This is a genomic window from Luteimonas rhizosphaericola (genome assembly GCF_029888045.1).
GTDB lineage: Bacteria > Pseudomonadota > Gammaproteobacteria > Xanthomonadales > Xanthomonadaceae > Luteimonas > Luteimonas rhizosphaericola.
The window spans coordinates 42,248-57,138 of record NZ_JARXRN010000020.1; the positions used below are offsets into that span (position 1 = coordinate 42,248).

16 protein-coding genes and 1 pseudogene are annotated in these 14,891 nt (G+C 66.9%); 12 read left to right on the forward strand and 5 right to left on the reverse strand.

Features of this window, described 5'->3' with window-relative positions; all coding sequences use genetic code 11:
• The first annotated feature begins 239 nt into the window (after window positions 1-239).
• The 3 genes from QFW80_RS04100 (at window position 240) to QFW80_RS04110 (ending at window position 5,486) form a co-directional block, all read left to right on the forward strand.
• Window positions 240-3,134 (forward strand): TonB-dependent receptor, encoded by a 2,895-nt coding sequence (locus tag QFW80_RS04100; RefSeq protein ID WP_280600024.1) that lies wholly within the window; start codon window positions 240-242, stop codon window positions 3,132-3,134.
• Between the two features lie 65 nt (window positions 3,135-3,199).
• Window positions 3,200-4,762 carry a serine hydrolase domain-containing protein gene (locus QFW80_RS04105; protein WP_280600026.1) on the forward strand — a complete coding sequence of 521 codons (1,563 nt, stop codon included), beginning with the start codon at window positions 3,200-3,202 and terminating at the stop codon, window positions 4,760-4,762.
• 115 nt (window positions 4,763-4,877) lie between these two features.
• Window positions 4,878-5,486 carry a M15 family metallopeptidase gene (locus QFW80_RS04110; RefSeq protein WP_331488478.1) on the forward strand — a complete coding sequence of 203 codons (609 nt, stop codon included), beginning with the start codon at window positions 4,878-4,880 and terminating at the stop codon, window positions 5,484-5,486.
• 16 nt (window positions 5,487-5,502) lie between these two features.
• Here the strand turns inward: QFW80_RS04110 and QFW80_RS04115 are convergent, their stop codons facing one another.
• The 3 genes and pseudogenes from QFW80_RS04115 to QFW80_RS17575 all read right to left on the reverse strand — a co-directional run.
• Window positions 5,503-5,676 (reverse strand): hypothetical protein, encoded by a 174-nt coding sequence (locus QFW80_RS04115; RefSeq protein ID WP_280600029.1) that lies wholly within the window; start codon window positions 5,674-5,676, stop codon window positions 5,503-5,505.
• Window positions 5,677-5,838: 162 nt separating this feature from the next.
• On the reverse strand, window positions 5,839-6,414 hold the full coding sequence (locus QFW80_RS04120; protein ID WP_280600031.1) for a cysteine hydrolase family protein: 576 nt from the start codon (window positions 6,412-6,414) through the stop codon (window positions 5,839-5,841).
• A gap of 455 nt (window positions 6,415-6,869) precedes the next feature.
• Window positions 6,870-7,034: pseudogene (locus QFW80_RS17575) on the reverse strand (helix-turn-helix domain-containing protein); the annotation flags it as partial.
• A 227-nt stretch (window positions 7,035-7,261) separates the two neighbouring features.
• On the opposite strand from QFW80_RS17575, the gene QFW80_RS04130 reads away from it, so the two are divergent.
• The 9 genes from QFW80_RS04130 to QFW80_RS04170 all read left to right on the forward strand — a co-directional run bounded on the left by QFW80_RS04130 (window position 7,262) and on the right by QFW80_RS04170 (window position 12,696).
• The gene (locus tag QFW80_RS04130) at window positions 7,262-7,471 is read left to right on the forward strand and encodes a hypothetical protein (RefSeq protein ID WP_280600033.1); all 210 of its coding nucleotides are present in this window, start codon (window positions 7,262-7,264) and stop codon (window positions 7,469-7,471) included.
• A 147-nt stretch (window positions 7,472-7,618) separates the two neighbouring features.
• Window positions 7,619-7,816 carry a hypothetical protein gene (locus QFW80_RS04135; protein ID WP_280600034.1) on the forward strand — a complete coding sequence of 66 codons (198 nt, stop codon included), beginning with the start codon at window positions 7,619-7,621 and terminating at the stop codon, window positions 7,814-7,816.
• A gap of 68 nt (window positions 7,817-7,884) precedes the next feature.
• A complete protein-coding gene (locus QFW80_RS04140) occupies window positions 7,885-8,937 on the forward strand; it encodes a replication initiation factor domain-containing protein (RefSeq protein WP_280600036.1) in 1,053 nt (350 codons plus the stop codon).
• A 2-nt stretch (window positions 8,938-8,939) separates the two neighbouring features.
• Window positions 8,940-9,227 (forward strand): hypothetical protein, encoded by a 288-nt coding sequence (locus QFW80_RS04145; RefSeq protein ID WP_280600037.1) that lies wholly within the window; start codon window positions 8,940-8,942, stop codon window positions 9,225-9,227.
• A 38-nt stretch (window positions 9,228-9,265) separates the two neighbouring features.
• Window positions 9,266-9,475: a hypothetical protein gene (locus tag QFW80_RS04150; protein WP_280600039.1), complete on the forward strand. Its 210-nt coding sequence runs from the start codon at window positions 9,266-9,268 to the stop codon at window positions 9,473-9,475.
• Between the two features lie 31 nt (window positions 9,476-9,506).
• On the forward strand, window positions 9,507-9,635 hold the full coding sequence (locus tag QFW80_RS04155) for a hypothetical protein (protein ID WP_280600040.1): 129 nt from the start codon (window positions 9,507-9,509) through the stop codon (window positions 9,633-9,635).
• A gap of 135 nt (window positions 9,636-9,770) precedes the next feature.
• Window positions 9,771-11,027 carry a hypothetical protein gene (locus QFW80_RS04160; RefSeq protein ID WP_280600042.1) on the forward strand — a complete coding sequence of 419 codons (1,257 nt, stop codon included), beginning with the start codon at window positions 9,771-9,773 and terminating at the stop codon, window positions 11,025-11,027.
• A gap of 9 nt (window positions 11,028-11,036) precedes the next feature.
• Complete coding sequence (locus QFW80_RS04165) at window positions 11,037-11,357, forward strand: phage coat protein (protein ID WP_280600044.1); 321 nt, start codon at window positions 11,037-11,039, stop codon at window positions 11,355-11,357.
• A gap of 1 nt (window position 11,358) precedes the next feature.
• A complete protein-coding gene (locus QFW80_RS04170) occupies window positions 11,359-12,696 on the forward strand; it encodes a zonular occludens toxin domain-containing protein (protein ID WP_280600045.1) in 1,338 nt (445 codons plus the stop codon).
• Window positions 12,697-12,854: 158 nt separating this feature from the next.
• On the opposite strand, the gene QFW80_RS04175 is transcribed toward QFW80_RS04170, so the two are convergent.
• Window positions 12,855-13,172 (reverse strand): DUF3653 domain-containing protein, encoded by a 318-nt coding sequence (locus tag QFW80_RS04175; protein WP_280600046.1) that lies wholly within the window; start codon window positions 13,170-13,172, stop codon window positions 12,855-12,857.
• Window positions 13,173-13,298: 126 nt separating this feature from the next.
• Window positions 13,299-14,543: an FG-GAP repeat domain-containing protein gene (locus tag QFW80_RS04180; protein ID WP_280600047.1), complete on the reverse strand. Its 1,245-nt coding sequence runs from the start codon at window positions 14,541-14,543 to the stop codon at window positions 13,299-13,301.
• Window positions 14,544-14,891: the final 348 nt, after the last annotated feature.

Here is a 14,891-nt window from a genome sequence, read left to right on the forward strand (position 1 = left end):
GGCGCCTCCCGTCTTCACGGCCACCGCGAGGTGGCCGTATTTTTCTCGCAGGGCGGGACGCGGGAATCGGTGGATACGTTCGACGCATGACATGGCGTTTCCATGTGACAGGAAATTGACACCCGCACCGATCGCGTGTAATCAGCATGCAAGGGGGAACACCAGCCATGCATCGCATCGGGTGCCATGAAGCAGTCGATGCATGCATGACTGCATCGAACTCGCATCGGGGGCACCACATGGCAGACGTCCGAATCCGCACCTTTCCTGTCACCGCTTCCGCGCTCGCGCTGGGGGTATCCATCGCATTGTCCGGCGGCGCGCACGCGCAGGAGCCGGCCGCGACGGACGACGACGAAGCCACCCGGACGCTGGACCGGATCAGCGTGACCGGTTCGCGCATCAAGCGGGTCGATATCGAAGCGGCGCTTCCCGTCACGGTGATCCGGAAGGAGGAGATCGAGGCGCAGGGCATTTCGTCGGCCGAGCAGCTGCTGATGTACATGAACATCGCCGGCAACGGATCGGACAACCTCGCCGCCAACGCCGGCATCGCGCCCGCGGACCTGCGGGGCAACAACGGCGTGTCGGGTGCGAACCTGCGGGGGCAGGGCGCGGACGCCACGCTCGTCCTGCTCAATGGTCGCCGCGTCGCGACCCACGGCCTGCGTGGGACGGCGGTAGATCTCAACTCGATCCCGTTCGCAGCGATCGACCGCGTCGAAGTGCTTCGCGACGGCGCCTCGGCGGTCTACGGCACCGACGCGATCGGCGGCGTGATCAACTTCATCACCCGCACCGACTACCAGGGAGCGCAGGCATCCGCGTTCGTCGACCTCACCGAGGATGGCGGCGGCAACATCTATCGCACCGACTTCCTCGCGGGCGGCGGCGACCTCGACACCGACCGCTGGAACGCGTTCATGAGTATCGGTGCCAGGAAGAACGACGTCCTGCGCGGCAACGACCGCGACTTCTCCAACACGTTCCAGCCCGAGCGCGGCCTGTCTCCCGATACGCGCGGCACACCCTTCGCGACCATCTTCAACCAGGCCGGTGGCATCACCGGCACCGGGCTGGTCGCGCCCGACGGCGCGGTCGTGAACGGCGTCAACACGCTCGATCTCCCCGGGGGCCCCGGCTGCGAGGCCGGCGGCGACCGGATGGGTGCTTACGATCACCGGCTCTGGGCCTCGGATCCGGCCAACGTCGCCTCCCGCTACGGCTGCGCCTGGGACTACCCGGCGGCGGCGGTCATCCAGCAGCCGCTGGAAACACTCCAGGCGATCGGTCGCGCCACCTTCCGGATCGACGACAACCACCAGGCCTACGTCGAGTTCATGGGGTCCCGCGCCACCGCGAACCGCATCTTCGAACCCAACCAGATCTCCTCTTCCGCCCTCGAGACGGCCGTCTTCAATCCGTCAACCTGGTATCCGCTCAACGAGCGCACCCAGGCCACCTACGACATGGTCTACGACGCGCTCGCAGGCTATTTCGGCGAAGCGCAGCTGGACTACGGCGCGCCGATCGCCTATCGCTGGCGCTGCCTCGCGTGTGGCCCGCGCGAGATCGAGACCACCACCAAGGCGTACCGGTTCATGACCGGGTTCGACGGCAGCCTCGGCACCTGGGACTACACGCTGGGCCTGTCGCGCGCCTCGAGCGAGTCCGAATCGGAACTGGGCACCGGCTACCATTTCGTCGAAGGCCTGGAGGCGGCGTTCGCCGGTGGCCTGCTCAATCCCTTCCTCATGCCCGGCCAGGCACAGAGCCCCGAGGCGCTGGCTGCGCTGGAGGCCGCCTCGGCGCAGGGCGTGGTGCTGTACGGCGGCAAGTCGACGGTGACCACGTTCGATGCCGCGTTCACGGGCAGCCTCGGCCAGCTGCGCGGCGGCGACCTGCAGGTCGCGGTCGGCGTCGACGTGCGGCGGGAGCAGTTCGAGTTCAACGGCGACCGCCGCGATGCGGCGACGCGGCCCGCCATCTTCAACGCGCCGTTCGACGACGCCAATGCCTTGCCGGAGGTGAGCCGCGACGTCAAGGCCGTGTTCGCCGAGATCTACCTGCCGTTCTTCGAGAGCCTGGACGTGACCCTCGCAGGACGCTACGACCACTACACCGGCTTCGGCGGCACCGCCAATCCGAAGGTGTCGTTCAAGTGGCAGCCGATCGACTGGGTGGCCGTCCGCGGCGCGTACAGCACCGGCTTCAAGGTGCCCGAGTTCAGCAAGCTGTTCAGCGGCATCACCGCCTCGCAGAACAACGCCCTGGACCTGGCCGATCCGGCGACGTGCCCGGGCGGAGTGGTCAACGTGTCCGTCCCGGGATGCGGCCAGATCGATCCGGACATCCTCACCGGCGGCAATCCCGCACTCAGGCCGGAGGAGTCTCGGCAGAAGAGCCTGGGCGTGGTCATCTCCCCGGTGGACTGGTTCAACATGAGCCTGGACTGGTGGCAGATCGAGCGCATCAACACGATCCGCACCGGCCCCGACCTCGACGTGCTGCGCGACAACTACGCGCTGTTCGAGGACAACTGGATCCGGGACGAAACGGGGGAGGTGGTGTTCATCGACCGCCGCTTCGTGAATTCGGGCGGCACCCTCATGAGCGGCGTCGAACTCGACGCCAATCTGCGCGGCGCCCTGGCCGGCGGCGACTGGAACCTCAACCTCAACGGCAGCTACCTCGACAACTACCAGGAGAAGCTGTTCGAGTTCCTGCCGTATTCGGACAACCAGGTCGGCCAGTACATCCGCTACTGGAGCATCCCGTTGCGCTGGAAGCACTCGGTGGCGTTCTCCTGGGCGCGGGGGGACTGGTCCCACACGCTCAGCCAGCTCTACCGCCACGGCTACCGCGACGAAGAGCCCACGAGCGTCGCCAACGGCCACTACGTGCCCTCGCAGTGGGATCCCGACGTGGATCGCTACATCACCTACAACTACAGTGCCAGCTACTCCGGCTTCGAAGGCATGAAGCTGACTTTCGGGATCAAGAACCTGCTGGACGAGGACCCGCCCTTCACCGCGCACAAGAACGACTGGGCGAGTGGCGCCGGCTGGGAGCCCCGGATCGCCGATCCACGCGGCCGCGCGTACACGCTGCTCGTGGAATACACCTTCTGGTGAGCATGCTGCCGCGATTCCAGCCTGGACCGCTCCGCCTGGCGGCGCTCCTGCTGGCGTGCGCGTGCATGGCTCCTGTGGCGGCCGCGGCCGCGGTCGCGAACGAACGCCCGGGCACCGACACGATCGACGCCGTGGTCGACGACGCAATCGCCCGCTACCAGCCCCCCGGGCTGGCCGTGGGCGTGGTGGTCGACGGCGAGGTCGTGTACACGCGCACCCACGGTGAACGCGTGGCCGGGGCAGGGGAGGCGATCGACCGCGACACGCTGTTCAAGATCGCGTCCAACAGCAAGGCCATGACCGCCGCGCTGCTGGCGCGCCTGGTCGACCAGGGCAAGCTCGCCTGGACCGACCCCGTGGTCGAGCACCTGCCGGACTTCCGGATGCACGACGACTGGGTGACGCGCGAGATGCAGGTGCGCGACCTGCTCATCCACAACAGCGGGCTGGGCGCCGGGGCAGGGGACCTGATGCTCTGGCCGGGCCCGAACCGGTTCACCCGCGCCGACGTGATCCGCGGCCTGCGGCACCTGAAGCCGGTCTACAGCTTCCGCTCGCGCTACGCATACGACAACACGCTCTACATCGTCGCCGGCGAGGTGGCCGCGGCCGCCGGGGGCGCGCCATACGACACGCTGGTCCGGCGCGAACTGTTCGCGCCGCTGGGCATGGACCGCTGCCAGATCGGCGAGTGGCGGCGCGACGCGGTCGGCAACCTGGCGCAGCCGCATGCACAAGGCGAGGGCGGCGTACCGGTGGCCAGCGGCGTCGACGAGGACGTGATCCCGGACGTCCCGATGATGGCCGCCGGCGGCATCCGCTGCAGCCTCGACGACATGCTGCGCTGGACGCGGATGTGGTTACAGCCCGACAGCATCGGCCTGGATGCGGAGGGTCGCCCGTGGCTGTCGCGAGCGCAGCGCGAGGAGGTCTGGCGCACGCACATGCCGATGCCGCTGACGCAGCGCATGCGCGAATGGGACGCCAGCCACTTTTCCGCCTACGGCTATGGCTGGCGGCTCACCGATGTCGACGGCACCTGGAAGGTGTCGCACACCGGCACCCTCTCGGGCATGTACTCGGCGCTCACCCTGCTGCCGGAGCTCGATGTCGGATTCGTCGTGCTGATCAATGGCGATGCGGACGAGCTGCGCACTGTGCTCACGCAGGCGCTGGTGAAGCGCTTCACGCGGCCCGATGCGCCCGAACTGGATGTCGCCCACTATGCGGGCCTGCTGGAGCGCGAGCGCGCGTCGCGTCCGGCCGCGGCCCGGGACGCCGCGCTCGCGCAGCCTCGCACCGCAGTCACCCAGGACGAGTTGGCGTCGGTCACCGGCCGCTACCGCGACCCGTGGTTTGGCGAGGTGGCGTTGTGCGGAACGGGCACGACTGTCGAGTTCCGCTCCGCCATGTCGCCACGGCTGCAGGGCACCGTCATGCGCAGCGGCCAACGCCTGCTGGTGGACTGGACGGATCCTGGCGTAGACGCGGAGGCGTGGCTCGACGTGAGCGGATCGGACGGGCAGGCCACCGGCCTGGCCATGGCCAAGGTCGATCCGGAGGCGGATTTCAGCTATGACTACGAAGACCTGGATTTCCAGCGCATCGGCGACTGTCCGGCGCCCTGAGCGCGTCCTGCGCGCGTGCGCGGTCGTGCTCGCGCTGGCGTGCGCCGCGTGCGCGACGCCAGCTGCACGGCCGGGGCAGGGGACTGCACCGGACGCGACGCCCGAGGCCGTGGGGATGGTGGACATCCGCACCCTGGTGCCGGACATCGACACCGACATCCGCTACGCCGGGCGCGACAACTTCACCGGTACGCGCGTGGAGGGCTACGAGGCGGCGAAATGCTACCTGCTGCGTCCGGCGGCCGAGGCGCTCGCCGCGCTGGAGCGCGAGCTGCGACCGCAGGGCCTGCGCCTGAGGATCTTCGACTGCTACCGGCCCGCGCGCGCCGTGCGCCAGTTCGTGCGCTGGGCCGCGGACGCGTCGGACCAGCGCACCAAGGCGGCGTACTACCCTGCGCTCGACAAATCCACGCTGGTCCCCGGCTACATCGCCGACCGCTCTGGCCACAGCAAGGGCGCGACCGTCGATCTCACCCTGATGCGCTGCGAGGGGCCGTCACCGGGCACCTGCCGGCCGCTGGACATGGGCACGCCGTTCGACTTCTTCGATCCACGCGCGAACACCGCACACCCGCATCTCGAGCAGGCACAGCGCGATAATCGGACGCGGCTGGTGGCCGCAATGTCGGCCCACGGGTTCGAGAACTACCCGATGGAGTGGTGGCACTACACCTTCGACCTGCAGCCGCCGCCGGACGTCTTCCATGACGTTCCGGTGCGCTGAGACCGGGAGCGGACGATCAGCCGATCTTCTTGAAGGTGTTCGTGTTGCCGAGCTTCTCGATCTTGCCGCCGCTCTTGCGGAAGGCGGCAAGGTCACCTTCGAGCTGCTCACGGGTGAGGGTGGCGGTCTGCTTGCCGCCGGAGCGGCCGGACTTGCGCAGGACGGTGCTGTTGCTCTTGCTCGGGGGCATCAGGACTTCACTTGTTGCGAAACAACGGTGAAGCATAGCGGGCCCGGTGTAAAAAAACGTCAAATGGCGTGTGCCGGCCGGATCGCCGCAGGTTCGGCGGAGATCGCCGCAAACAGGGGCCAATCTCACGCAAACTGAGATCAGGCCGATTTCACATGGCGCTCAGGGGGCCGCGCCGGCCCAAGCCAGCGCGCCACGGCTGCCCAGCACGCGCGCGGTCCCGGACCCCTCCAGCGTCCGCAGCGCCTGTCGTCGCAGCGACGGCTGACCCGCCACCGCGTCTCGCGCCACCGCGACCTCGAATTCGCGCGCATTCGCGTCCATTGCCGTGGCGGTCACGCAGCTCTCCAGCGCCATTCCGGTCAACAGCAGCCGGCGCACGCCCAGCTTCGCCAGCAGGACGGCCAGCGGCGTGGCGAGGAAGGCCGAGTGCTTGGGCTTGAGCACGAAGTAGTCGCGCGCCGTCGGGGCCAGCAGCTTGGCGATCGTCGCCGGCGGCCCGTCGATGTTCAGCACCATCGCCACCAGCTCGCGGAAATCGCAGCGCCAGTCTGCGAAATTGTCGTTGGCGAAGATCACCGGCCAGTCGCGCGCATGGAAGCGTGCACGCAGCCACTGGATCTTGCGCGCCGCGGCGATCGCGCCGGGCGCCATGCGCCCGGCGTCGGGGAAATCCAGCCGGTTGATCATGTCGATCACCAGCAAGGCGCCAGACGCGCCGGCACCGTCACGGCTCATTCGGGGGTCTTGGCCGGAATGAAGGGCGAGACCGGGTCGCTGGCCGGAAACGTTTCCTCCAGCGCCTCGTCCTGGTTCTCGCTCTCGTGGATTTCGCGCTCACGGCGCTCGTGTTCGGTTTCGGCGCGCCCGTCGTCCGGACTGCGGGGTGGATCCTTGCGGTTGGGCATCACGGAGTCTCCAGATGGGTTGGGGGGCGCAAGGCATAGCGCAGAAGGCGTTGAATCGACGTGACCCGGCTGCGGGAATCGGCATCCTTCATTTCGCATAATGCCTACTCCGGGAGCCTCCGAAGCATGACCGTTCGTCGGGAAATCCGCTCGCGCTGCGGCCGGGAAGGTCACCAGCAAACCGACGAACATCGCCGCCGCTAGCTTGCGCCAGACGCGCTTTTCGTCAGCGGAAATCGCCCGAGCTTCGCCTACGATGCCAAGCACGCGATGTAGCGGAATCCCCGTGATTTCAGCCAGTTTCGCGCAGAGAACGGGGTCAGGCGCGGCCTGCCCTAGACGCCATTTCGATACGGCTTGCTTGCTCACTTTCAGGCGCTGCGATAGCGCGTAGTCCGAGGCCAGGTTGCCGGCGCGGCGCGCTTCGTCCAGCAGGTCTTGCACGTTCATGGTCCCAGCCCTGTTGACAGATTGGTCAACGGGGATGTTACATCCCGCCCGGTCCCAGCCTCTGGGACCCGCCCCGCCCGGTGCCCTAGCCGGGGCAGGGGCGTCACTAGGGCGCTAGGGCAGGGGATAGGGGCAATGGACGAACTCGACTACCGCCACGCGCTCATGCGCCCGATGTACGAAGCGCGCACCGCTGTGCGTGAGATCCCCACCGGGGACATCTGGGCATGAGCGGCCACAACTTCTGCGCCGACTGCGGCGACCATCTGGATAGCGCGTCGTCGCTGTGCGAGGACTGTTCTGCCGCGCTTGCCGCTGAACTCGGTCAGTGCGTCGAGTGCGGCGCTGAGGGTGAGGAAGTCGAAGACGACGGCGATCCCGACAGCCCGTATGCGGGCGCCCGGTTCTACTGCCGCAGCTGCGAGGCCGTGTGGTGACCCGCTGCCTGCTCTGGGGTGCGAACTCCATCGTTTTCGCTGCGCTCGCTGCGCATCCCAACCTCACGGGTGCATGGGCGGCGGGCGCTGCCGGCGTCGCCGCACTGTGCTGGCTGCGTGGCTTTCAGGTTGCCCGCTGTGGCTGATGTGATCGCCCGCGAGTTCGGCAAGTTCGTGGAGGGTCGGCGCTGCGCGCAGGCCCAGCTGGATGCCGCGCTGCGTCGCTGCGAACTGATCGGCGCGCACCCCGATGCGTGCGAGCGCGTCCGCGCGGCGCTCGATGAGCGCAAGGCGTGGGACGACGCAATGCGTCACGTCCCGATCTTCGTGGAGTCCGCCGCGTGAGCCGGGGCGTCGCTCTTGGACTCCCCTCGTCTAACAGGGGAGTCAGTGAAACTGAACGTATCGGGGTGGTGATCGACTGGATGGCCGCTTCGGTTGATCTTCTGGCCGTTCTGGACGCCAACGGCGACACCGACGACCGCTCCGCGCTGCTCAACGATCTCAACGGCACGGTCGGAACGAACGTCGCCGAGGTCTCCGGCATCGTTGCGCGCCACTTCTTCGGCGACGTTTTCCAAGTCGGCGATCCCGGTCGCGGCCGCTTCTACGCGTGGCGCTGCAAGCTGGAGAACGAAAGCGGCGACATGGTCGGCCTGATCGAACTTGGCGGCCCTGCCACGGTGCGCAATGACGGTACGATCACCGCGCGGATCGAACTTACGGGCGTGGGCTGCCGCCTGTACGAAACCAGCAGCGGCAGCGACCATGCGGAGCGGTGGTCGCTGCTCGCTTCGCTGCTGGGCCTCTGCGATGCGCGCTTGACGCGCATCGACATAGCGGCAGACGACTTCGCCGGCCAGTACCCCATCGCCTGGGCACTGGATCAGTACGAAGCGGGCAGCTTCGACCGGCGCGGCCAGCGCCCCAAAGCCCGCCTGATCGATGACATGGGCAACAAGACGGGCAAGACCCTGTACGTCGGGAGCCGCCAGTCCGAGAACCAGCTGCGCATCTACGAAAAGGGCAGGGAGCAAGGCGACCCGGATAGTCCTTGGGTCCGCTTCGAAGGCGAGTTCCATCACAGCAACCGCCGCGAATTGCCGCTCGACATGCTGACCGATCCCGCGCCGTATCTGGTGGGCGCGTACCCGGTTCTCGATTTCGTCAGCGGCATCGGCGAACGCCTCCGGGTCGCCGCGGCCGAGGTCGCCGCCAACTGCGTGCGCGCCGTGACGCATTTCCGCCGCCAGTACGGGCCGATGCTCAACGCGATGCTGCACGCCTCGGGCGGCGATCAATCCACGCTAGCCAAGCTGGTGCTTGGCGCAACCCGCTCCACGCTGCCGGCGTGGTGCCCCAATGCGGACGCGGCGGCGCAACTGCTGTCCGTCCTGCTGTTCGCCCCGTCCGGGGTACCTGAGGCCGGGAACGGCCATTCCACCGCAGAGCCTAAGGAGGCCTGACTATGAAGTGCATCGTCACCGAAGCGACCATCAACACCCGCGAGGGCGTCGCCCGCGAAACCGGCAAGCCGTATCGCATGGACAACCAGCCCGCCACGCTGGAATTCCCGAACGGCGAGCGCCGCAACATCGAGTTGCAGCACGACCCGAAGGATGCGCCGCTGCCGGTCGGCGAGTACGTGCCCAAGCCGACCGCGTACTACCTCGACAGCAAGAAGAACATCGTCGTCTCGCGCCGCGCCCGTAGCTGGGAGCCGGTGCAGACCGCGAAGGCTGTCAAGGCCGCCTGACCGTGGCCCTGTGCGTAGCCCTGGCACCCGATGGGACATTGCAGCCCACGGGTCAAGCGCTGTCGGAGTGCGGGGGCTACGCCCTGATTTCCCCCGTCGAGGCCTCGCAGCTGGCGTTGCTGGAAAGCTTCTTCGCGCTGCCGGATCCAGCCGAGGCCTCGGCCATGTTCACCCTCATTGTTACGTCCATCGTTGGTGCGTTCCTCACGGGGCGCGCCTTCGGAAAGCCGGCAAACCTCGTCCGTTAATCGAGGCTCACCCACGAAAGGAGTAGCTGTAATGGCAACCCTGTTCGCCGACGTCGATGTCGCCGACGTCATCCTCGCGCTGGCAGCGGGTGCGGGCCTGATGGCCCTCATCAACTTCACCGCGTTCGGCGGCCGCAAGGCCGCTTCCATCGCCCGCTGATGGAGGACAGACCCGCACCACGCACGGCACCTGCCGTGCGTCGTGCGGGTCGATTTCCGTTATGACCCTCTCGATGATCCTCGTTGCTCTGTTCGCCATGTGCTGCGGCGTCGCAGCCGTCAAGGGCTTGGACGAATGAAAACCTTCTGGAAGTTGACCCGCTGGGCGCGTGCGCTGCGGTTCTGGTTCTTCATCATCGCCGCCGGGCTTGCGTATCTCGGATGCAGCGGCGAGGCGCGTGCACAGACGTGCAACCCGAGTCCGGCGGTCAACGGCGGCAATTGCACGCGACCGGAAGCGCTTGCGATGTGCAACGAACAGCGCTTGGCGTACAGCCCGAACCCGAATCACACGGTATGCGCGCTCGCGACCAATAGCTACATCGCCAGAACGTATCCGGGTGGATCGTGGATCACCGGGGCGCCGCACCATCGGTATCAGTTCTACTGGTCCAACGAGTGTCCCGCAGGCAGCGCGTGGGACCCCGCGACCAATACCTGTACGCGAGGGTGCGCGACGAAACCGTCGCTGCCGAATCGCGCTTTCCCTGGAACGGGTGGTGCGTGCGTCGAGGGCTGCGCGTATAGCGTCGTGTTCGACCCCTCCACGCCCGGCGCGTCCGGCACGCTTGAAATCGGCGGCACCGCGTACCACTGGGGTACGCTCGCCCCGACCGGTGCCGAATGCAGCACGACGACGGAAGTGCGCGAGCACAACCCGAATCGCTCTACATGTGTAGCGACTGGCGGCGGTTTCTCCGAGTGCGTTGAACCCTCGGGCCGGCACTGCGTCACTGGTGCGCAGGGCGGCCGATACTGCTGGGAGCCGGGCCAGACCGGTCCTCGATCCAACAGCCAAGGCACGGAAGGTGCAACGCGCACGCCTGAGGGCGAGACGCCGCGCAAGCCGCCGAATATGCCGGACGCGACGGGCACGACCGGCGCGACCACGACGATCAACAACACGACGACGACGACCACGACGTACACCGGATCCGGTGGGACGCCGGGTCAGGGTGAGACGGGAGAGGGTGGTCGCGATGGCCCCGGCAGCGGCGATGGCACCGGAGACGGTGAGGGCGAGGGCGACGGTCCCGGCAGCCCCGGTGCTACGCCCGGTGATCAGTACGAACCGGGTGAAGCGACGGTCGGCTCTGTCGTGTCGGATTACCTCGCACGCATTGGCGATGCGCCGATCATCGATGCGGTCGGCGGCTTCTTTGAAGTGAGCGCAAGCGGTTCGTGCCCGACGTGGACGCGGACGTTCTTCGGCAAGTCGGTCACGATTGATTTCTTCTGCATGAGCGAGATGCAGCCGGTATATACCGGCATCGGCATTTGCATGCTGGTGGTGTTCGCGTGGGCCGCGTTCCGCATCGGCTTTCTGGACTGAGGGCGCATCATGCAGGCGGGATGGCTTGATGATCTAACCAACTGGCTGCGCGACACGCTCGGAGGCCTCTGGGATGACTTCGTGGAGTTCATGGGCGATCTGCTCATCAGCGCGCTTGAAGCGCTCTGCGACTTCTTCGCGAGCCTGATCGAGTCGATCCCGGTCCCCGACTTCATCACGCAATATTCGCTCGACGGCCTCGTCTCGCAGCTGCCGCCGAACGTGCTGTGGTTCCTCGGCGTGATCAGGTTCCCTGAGTGCATTGCGCTGCTCGGCCTCGGTGTTGCGTTCCGGCTCATCCGCAAACTATTCACGCTGGGGCAGTGGTGACATGCTGATTTTTAACGAAGGACTGCCGCGCGCCGGCAAGAGTTACGACGCCGTCGCCAATCACCTGATCCCGGCGATCAAGTCCGGCCGGCATGTGTATGCGCGGCTCGATGGCCTCAATTTCTACGCCATCGCCCAGGTCTCGGGTGTGCCGGAGGATCGGGTGCGCGAACTGCTGCACGTTGTCGATCCGGGCGATGTTCCGGCGCTGTTCCGCATCACCGTCCACGCCGACAAGACGAAGTCGCTGAACCCGCAACTGCGGCGCGACTCGCTGTTCATCATCGATGAGGTACACGAGTTCTGGGTTGCGGCGCGCACCGATCTTGAGCCAGAGGTGGAGTGGTTCTTCGCCTACCACGGGCAATTCGGCCTCGATGGCGTGCTGATCTCGCAGGCGTACAAGCGTGTTCACGATGCGATTCGGCTGCGCGTTGAGCGCAAGCATCTGTTCCGCAAACTCAATTTCCTCCAGAAGCTGAAGCGCCGCAGCAAGGAAGATGTGTCGAAGCGCTACGTTAAGCGTTCGATGATCGCCATGGAGCCGGACCGGTTCATGGTGCTGACCAGCGAGGAATACGAGTACAACCCCGAGATTTTCCCGTGCTACACCGGCTACCGCCCGGGCGTCGAGAACGTCGCGCCCTACGATCCGGGCTTCGGCGGCATCTTCTCGCGCGCGCAGAAGATCGCTTATTTCAGCTGCATTGGCCTCGTCGCGTTCGCCGGTATCTATTTCGCGACCAAGTACAGCGGCGGCGATCAGCCTGCTGAGGATGCGGTCCCAGTGAGCTCGGCGCCTGCGGGCGATGCGCTCCCATCGGAGCCGGGGACGTTCTTCCAGCCAGAGCCGGCCATGATCGCAACTGCTGCGACCGTCGCGCCGACCGGTGCTGCGCTCGCGACGGCGCGCGAGGTCCGCGCGGAGGAGGGTGACCCGATGGTTGCCTACTTCGTCAACCTGACCCAGACCGCCCGGCCGCGTCTCTCGGCTGTGGTGGAGAGTGACAACGGTCGCTATGCCCTGATCGAGTGGCGCATCGGCAACGCCCAGGTCTTGGAGCGCGTCGATTCCCGCGATCTAGAAGCGCTCGGGTTCGTGGTCACGATCCATGAGCGTTACGCCACATTGGAGGCCGAGGGGCAGAAGTTGCTTGCAACCCGGTTCCCGCTCGATTCGCCCTACAGCGGCCCCGGTGCCGGTACGGGTGCCCCCACGACAGTGCCTTCGTCGGATGGCCTCGATCTCGCGCCGGGTGGCCCCAGCGGCGCATCTAGTGCGGCTGGTAGCGGCTATGACCAGATCGCCGCGTATGGTCACTTCCGCCCGGGCCTGTAGGCGAGGGGAGCGCGGCAGGGTGCATCCCGGCCTGCTGAATCAGATCCGGATCTAACCCGGTGACGCTCTTGACTCGGTGCGATCGCTAGGCGCCGGCCCGGCTGGCTGGGTACGGCCATCCACCGCCCAGCCAACACTGCACCCCTGCAAACCCGCTCCTAGCCTGCGACCGCCCCGAATCGCTCCCGGTGCCAGTCGTCTTGCCGGATGCGCAGGACGGTCACTACGTGGCCGCTGCGGGGCTTCCTGCGCGCCCTGAGCGCGTCCCGCCGCTGCTCGGCTTCCTGCCGCCAGAGGATGCCGCGTAGCCGCTCCGGCGAGATCCGTTCGCCGTCCGGTGCGATGAGATCTCGCCCAGCCAAGCGCCAGCCGTCCCACGGCCCATGCAGGTGCGTTCGGTTGTGGGCGACGCGGTCGTGCAGTTCGCGCGCGCAGGCGTTAGGGCAAGGGCCATCAGGCCAGCACGGGGGACGCATAGGCGGCTCCACGGCGGCGGGTCAGCCTGCCGGCGGTGGCGTGAAGCTGGCGCAGGATCCTGCGCACATTTCGCATAATGCCTATTATGTCAGAACCGGAACTGGTCGGTCTCCCCGGTGTCAGCGTCAGGGCTTGGGCCGGCTCAAGAGCAGCCTTGCCTGGGTGCCCCACCCGCCGATGAAGATGTCGTCCACACCGTCGCTATCCAGATCGCCCACGGCCATGCCCCAGCTTCTGCCGATGGTCTCCTCCGGGATGACGGCGGGCGTCACGTCGGAGAAGCGGCCACTGCCGTCATTGGCATAGGCGCGGACCTGCAACGGCACGAAACCGGGGACCTGGATGGGTCCGACAATGATGTCCGGCGCGGCGTCATGGTTGAAATCCACGATCGTGCCGCCCCAAGTCGAGAACGTGTTGAGGGGCACCCGGTCCACGGTCTCGTCGATGAAGCGGCCCTGGCCGTCGTTGATCAGCAGGCGCACCTGTGGGTCCTTGTCCCAACCCTGGTTGTTGCTGGTCAGGTTGAGCATGAGGATGTCCAGCGACCCGTCCCCGTTGGCATCGAACACGTGCATCTGCCGTGTTTCGAACGGCGCCACGAGGTCCAGCCGCTCCGAAGCATCCGAAAACCTGCCTTCGCCATCATTGAGCAGAAGCCTGCTCGGCGGAGTCTCGTTGGCCACCAGCATGTCCAGGTCGTCGTCACCGTCCAGGTCCACGAGAACGATGTCCTGGGTGTCGTCGTCCACCGCCGGAAGATGCGTTGCGGTCGCGTCGGTGAAGTGCCCCGGCCGCTCCGGGTCGTTGAGCCAGAGGAAATTCTGTCCCGACTCGGATCCAGAATTGCCTATCACGATGTCGGGGAAGCCGTCACCGTTCACGTCGCCGACCGCCAACCCGTTGCCCTCGCTCAGCGCCGGGAGGCGATCCGTGACTTCAGCGAATTCGCCGCCGCGACCGCCCAGGAAGAACTGGTGCGACTTGTCGTCCTCGGCCACGAAGATCAGGTCGGGATATCCGTCGGCGTTGAAATCGGCACTGAGCACGTGTTCGGTGTCGTATTCGGCGGTTCCGAGCGCACCGCGCTTCCACGCCAGCCGTCCCTCCCCATCGTTGAGGTAGAGGCGGTTCTCGCCGCTCTCGACCGCCAGCACCACATCCAGGTCACCGTCGCCGTCCACATCCACGAAAATGGCGTCCAGCGCGTGCAGGTCCGGGGCAGCGGGTACATGGGTATCGGTGACATCGCGATATACCGTCGTGCCCTGCCCCACTCGAGGCTCGACAGCGGAGATTGGAAACGTTGCCCCCACGATGAGCACCGCCATGAGGACGGGCAAATGCAGCAGCTTCTGGCTTCGCGTCATGACGTGCTCCAACATTCCTTCGACACATTCCACCGATCATCCACAGCGTACTCCACGCCACCGTGGCAACCCTGTCGCCGCACTCCAGTCACCATCCGGCTACCGACGCCTGCTGCCTGTCGTCCACGATGCCGGTGGGAAGGTGTTCACGCTGTTGAACGAACCCATTGCCCAGATTGCCCGGACGTCCCGGGCATACGTCCAGAGGGGGCTGGGCATGCGCCGGTGACGCGTCAGCGGCCCGGAGCGGGTCAGGATCTGCGCGGATACGACCTGCACTACGCGCGGAGCGGCGGTCGTGGCCCCGGTCCTCCACGGCGCGGCGGCAGCCGCGCGCTCCCACGCCCT

What these genes read in the sequence shown, in the direction of transcription:
- QFW80_RS04120 (WP_280600031.1), bottom strand. Translation starts at nt 6,414, where the DNA reads ATGAGCCGTGACGGTGCCGGCGCGTCTGGCGCCTTGCTGGTGATCGAC.
- QFW80_RS04180 (WP_280600047.1), bottom strand. Translation starts at nt 14,543, where the DNA reads ATGACGCGAAGCCAGAAGCTGCTGCATTTGCCCGTCCTCATGGCGGTG.
- QFW80_RS04100 (WP_280600024.1), top strand. Translation starts at nt 240, where the DNA reads ATGGCAGACGTCCGAATCCGCACCTTTCCTGTCACCGCTTCCGCGCTC.
- QFW80_RS04115 (WP_280600029.1), bottom strand. Translation starts at nt 5,676, where the DNA reads ATGCCCCCGAGCAAGAGCAACAGCACCGTCCTGCGCAAGTCCGGCCGC.
- QFW80_RS04170 (WP_280600045.1), top strand. Translation starts at nt 11,359, where the DNA reads ATGCTGATTTTTAACGAAGGACTGCCGCGCGCCGGCAAGAGTTACGAC.
- QFW80_RS04105 (WP_280600026.1), top strand. Translation starts at nt 3,200, where the DNA reads ATGGCTCCTGTGGCGGCCGCGGCCGCGGTCGCGAACGAACGCCCGGGC.
- QFW80_RS04130 (WP_280600033.1), top strand. Translation starts at nt 7,262, where the DNA reads ATGAGCGGCCACAACTTCTGCGCCGACTGCGGCGACCATCTGGATAGC.
- QFW80_RS04160 (WP_280600042.1), top strand. Translation starts at nt 9,771, where the DNA reads ATGAAAACCTTCTGGAAGTTGACCCGCTGGGCGCGTGCGCTGCGGTTC.
- QFW80_RS04155 (WP_280600040.1), top strand. Translation starts at nt 9,507, where the DNA reads ATGGCAACCCTGTTCGCCGACGTCGATGTCGCCGACGTCATCCTCGCG.
- QFW80_RS04175 (WP_280600046.1), bottom strand. Translation starts at nt 13,172, where the DNA reads ATGCGTCCCCCGTGCTGGCCTGATGGCCCTTGCCCTAACGCCTGCGCG.
- QFW80_RS04145 (WP_280600037.1), top strand. Translation starts at nt 8,940, where the DNA reads ATGAAGTGCATCGTCACCGAAGCGACCATCAACACCCGCGAGGGCGTC.
- QFW80_RS04110 (WP_331488478.1), top strand. Translation starts at nt 4,878, where the DNA reads ATGGTGGACATCCGCACCCTGGTGCCGGACATCGACACCGACATCCGC.
- QFW80_RS04165 (WP_280600044.1), top strand. Translation starts at nt 11,037, where the DNA reads ATGCAGGCGGGATGGCTTGATGATCTAACCAACTGGCTGCGCGACACG.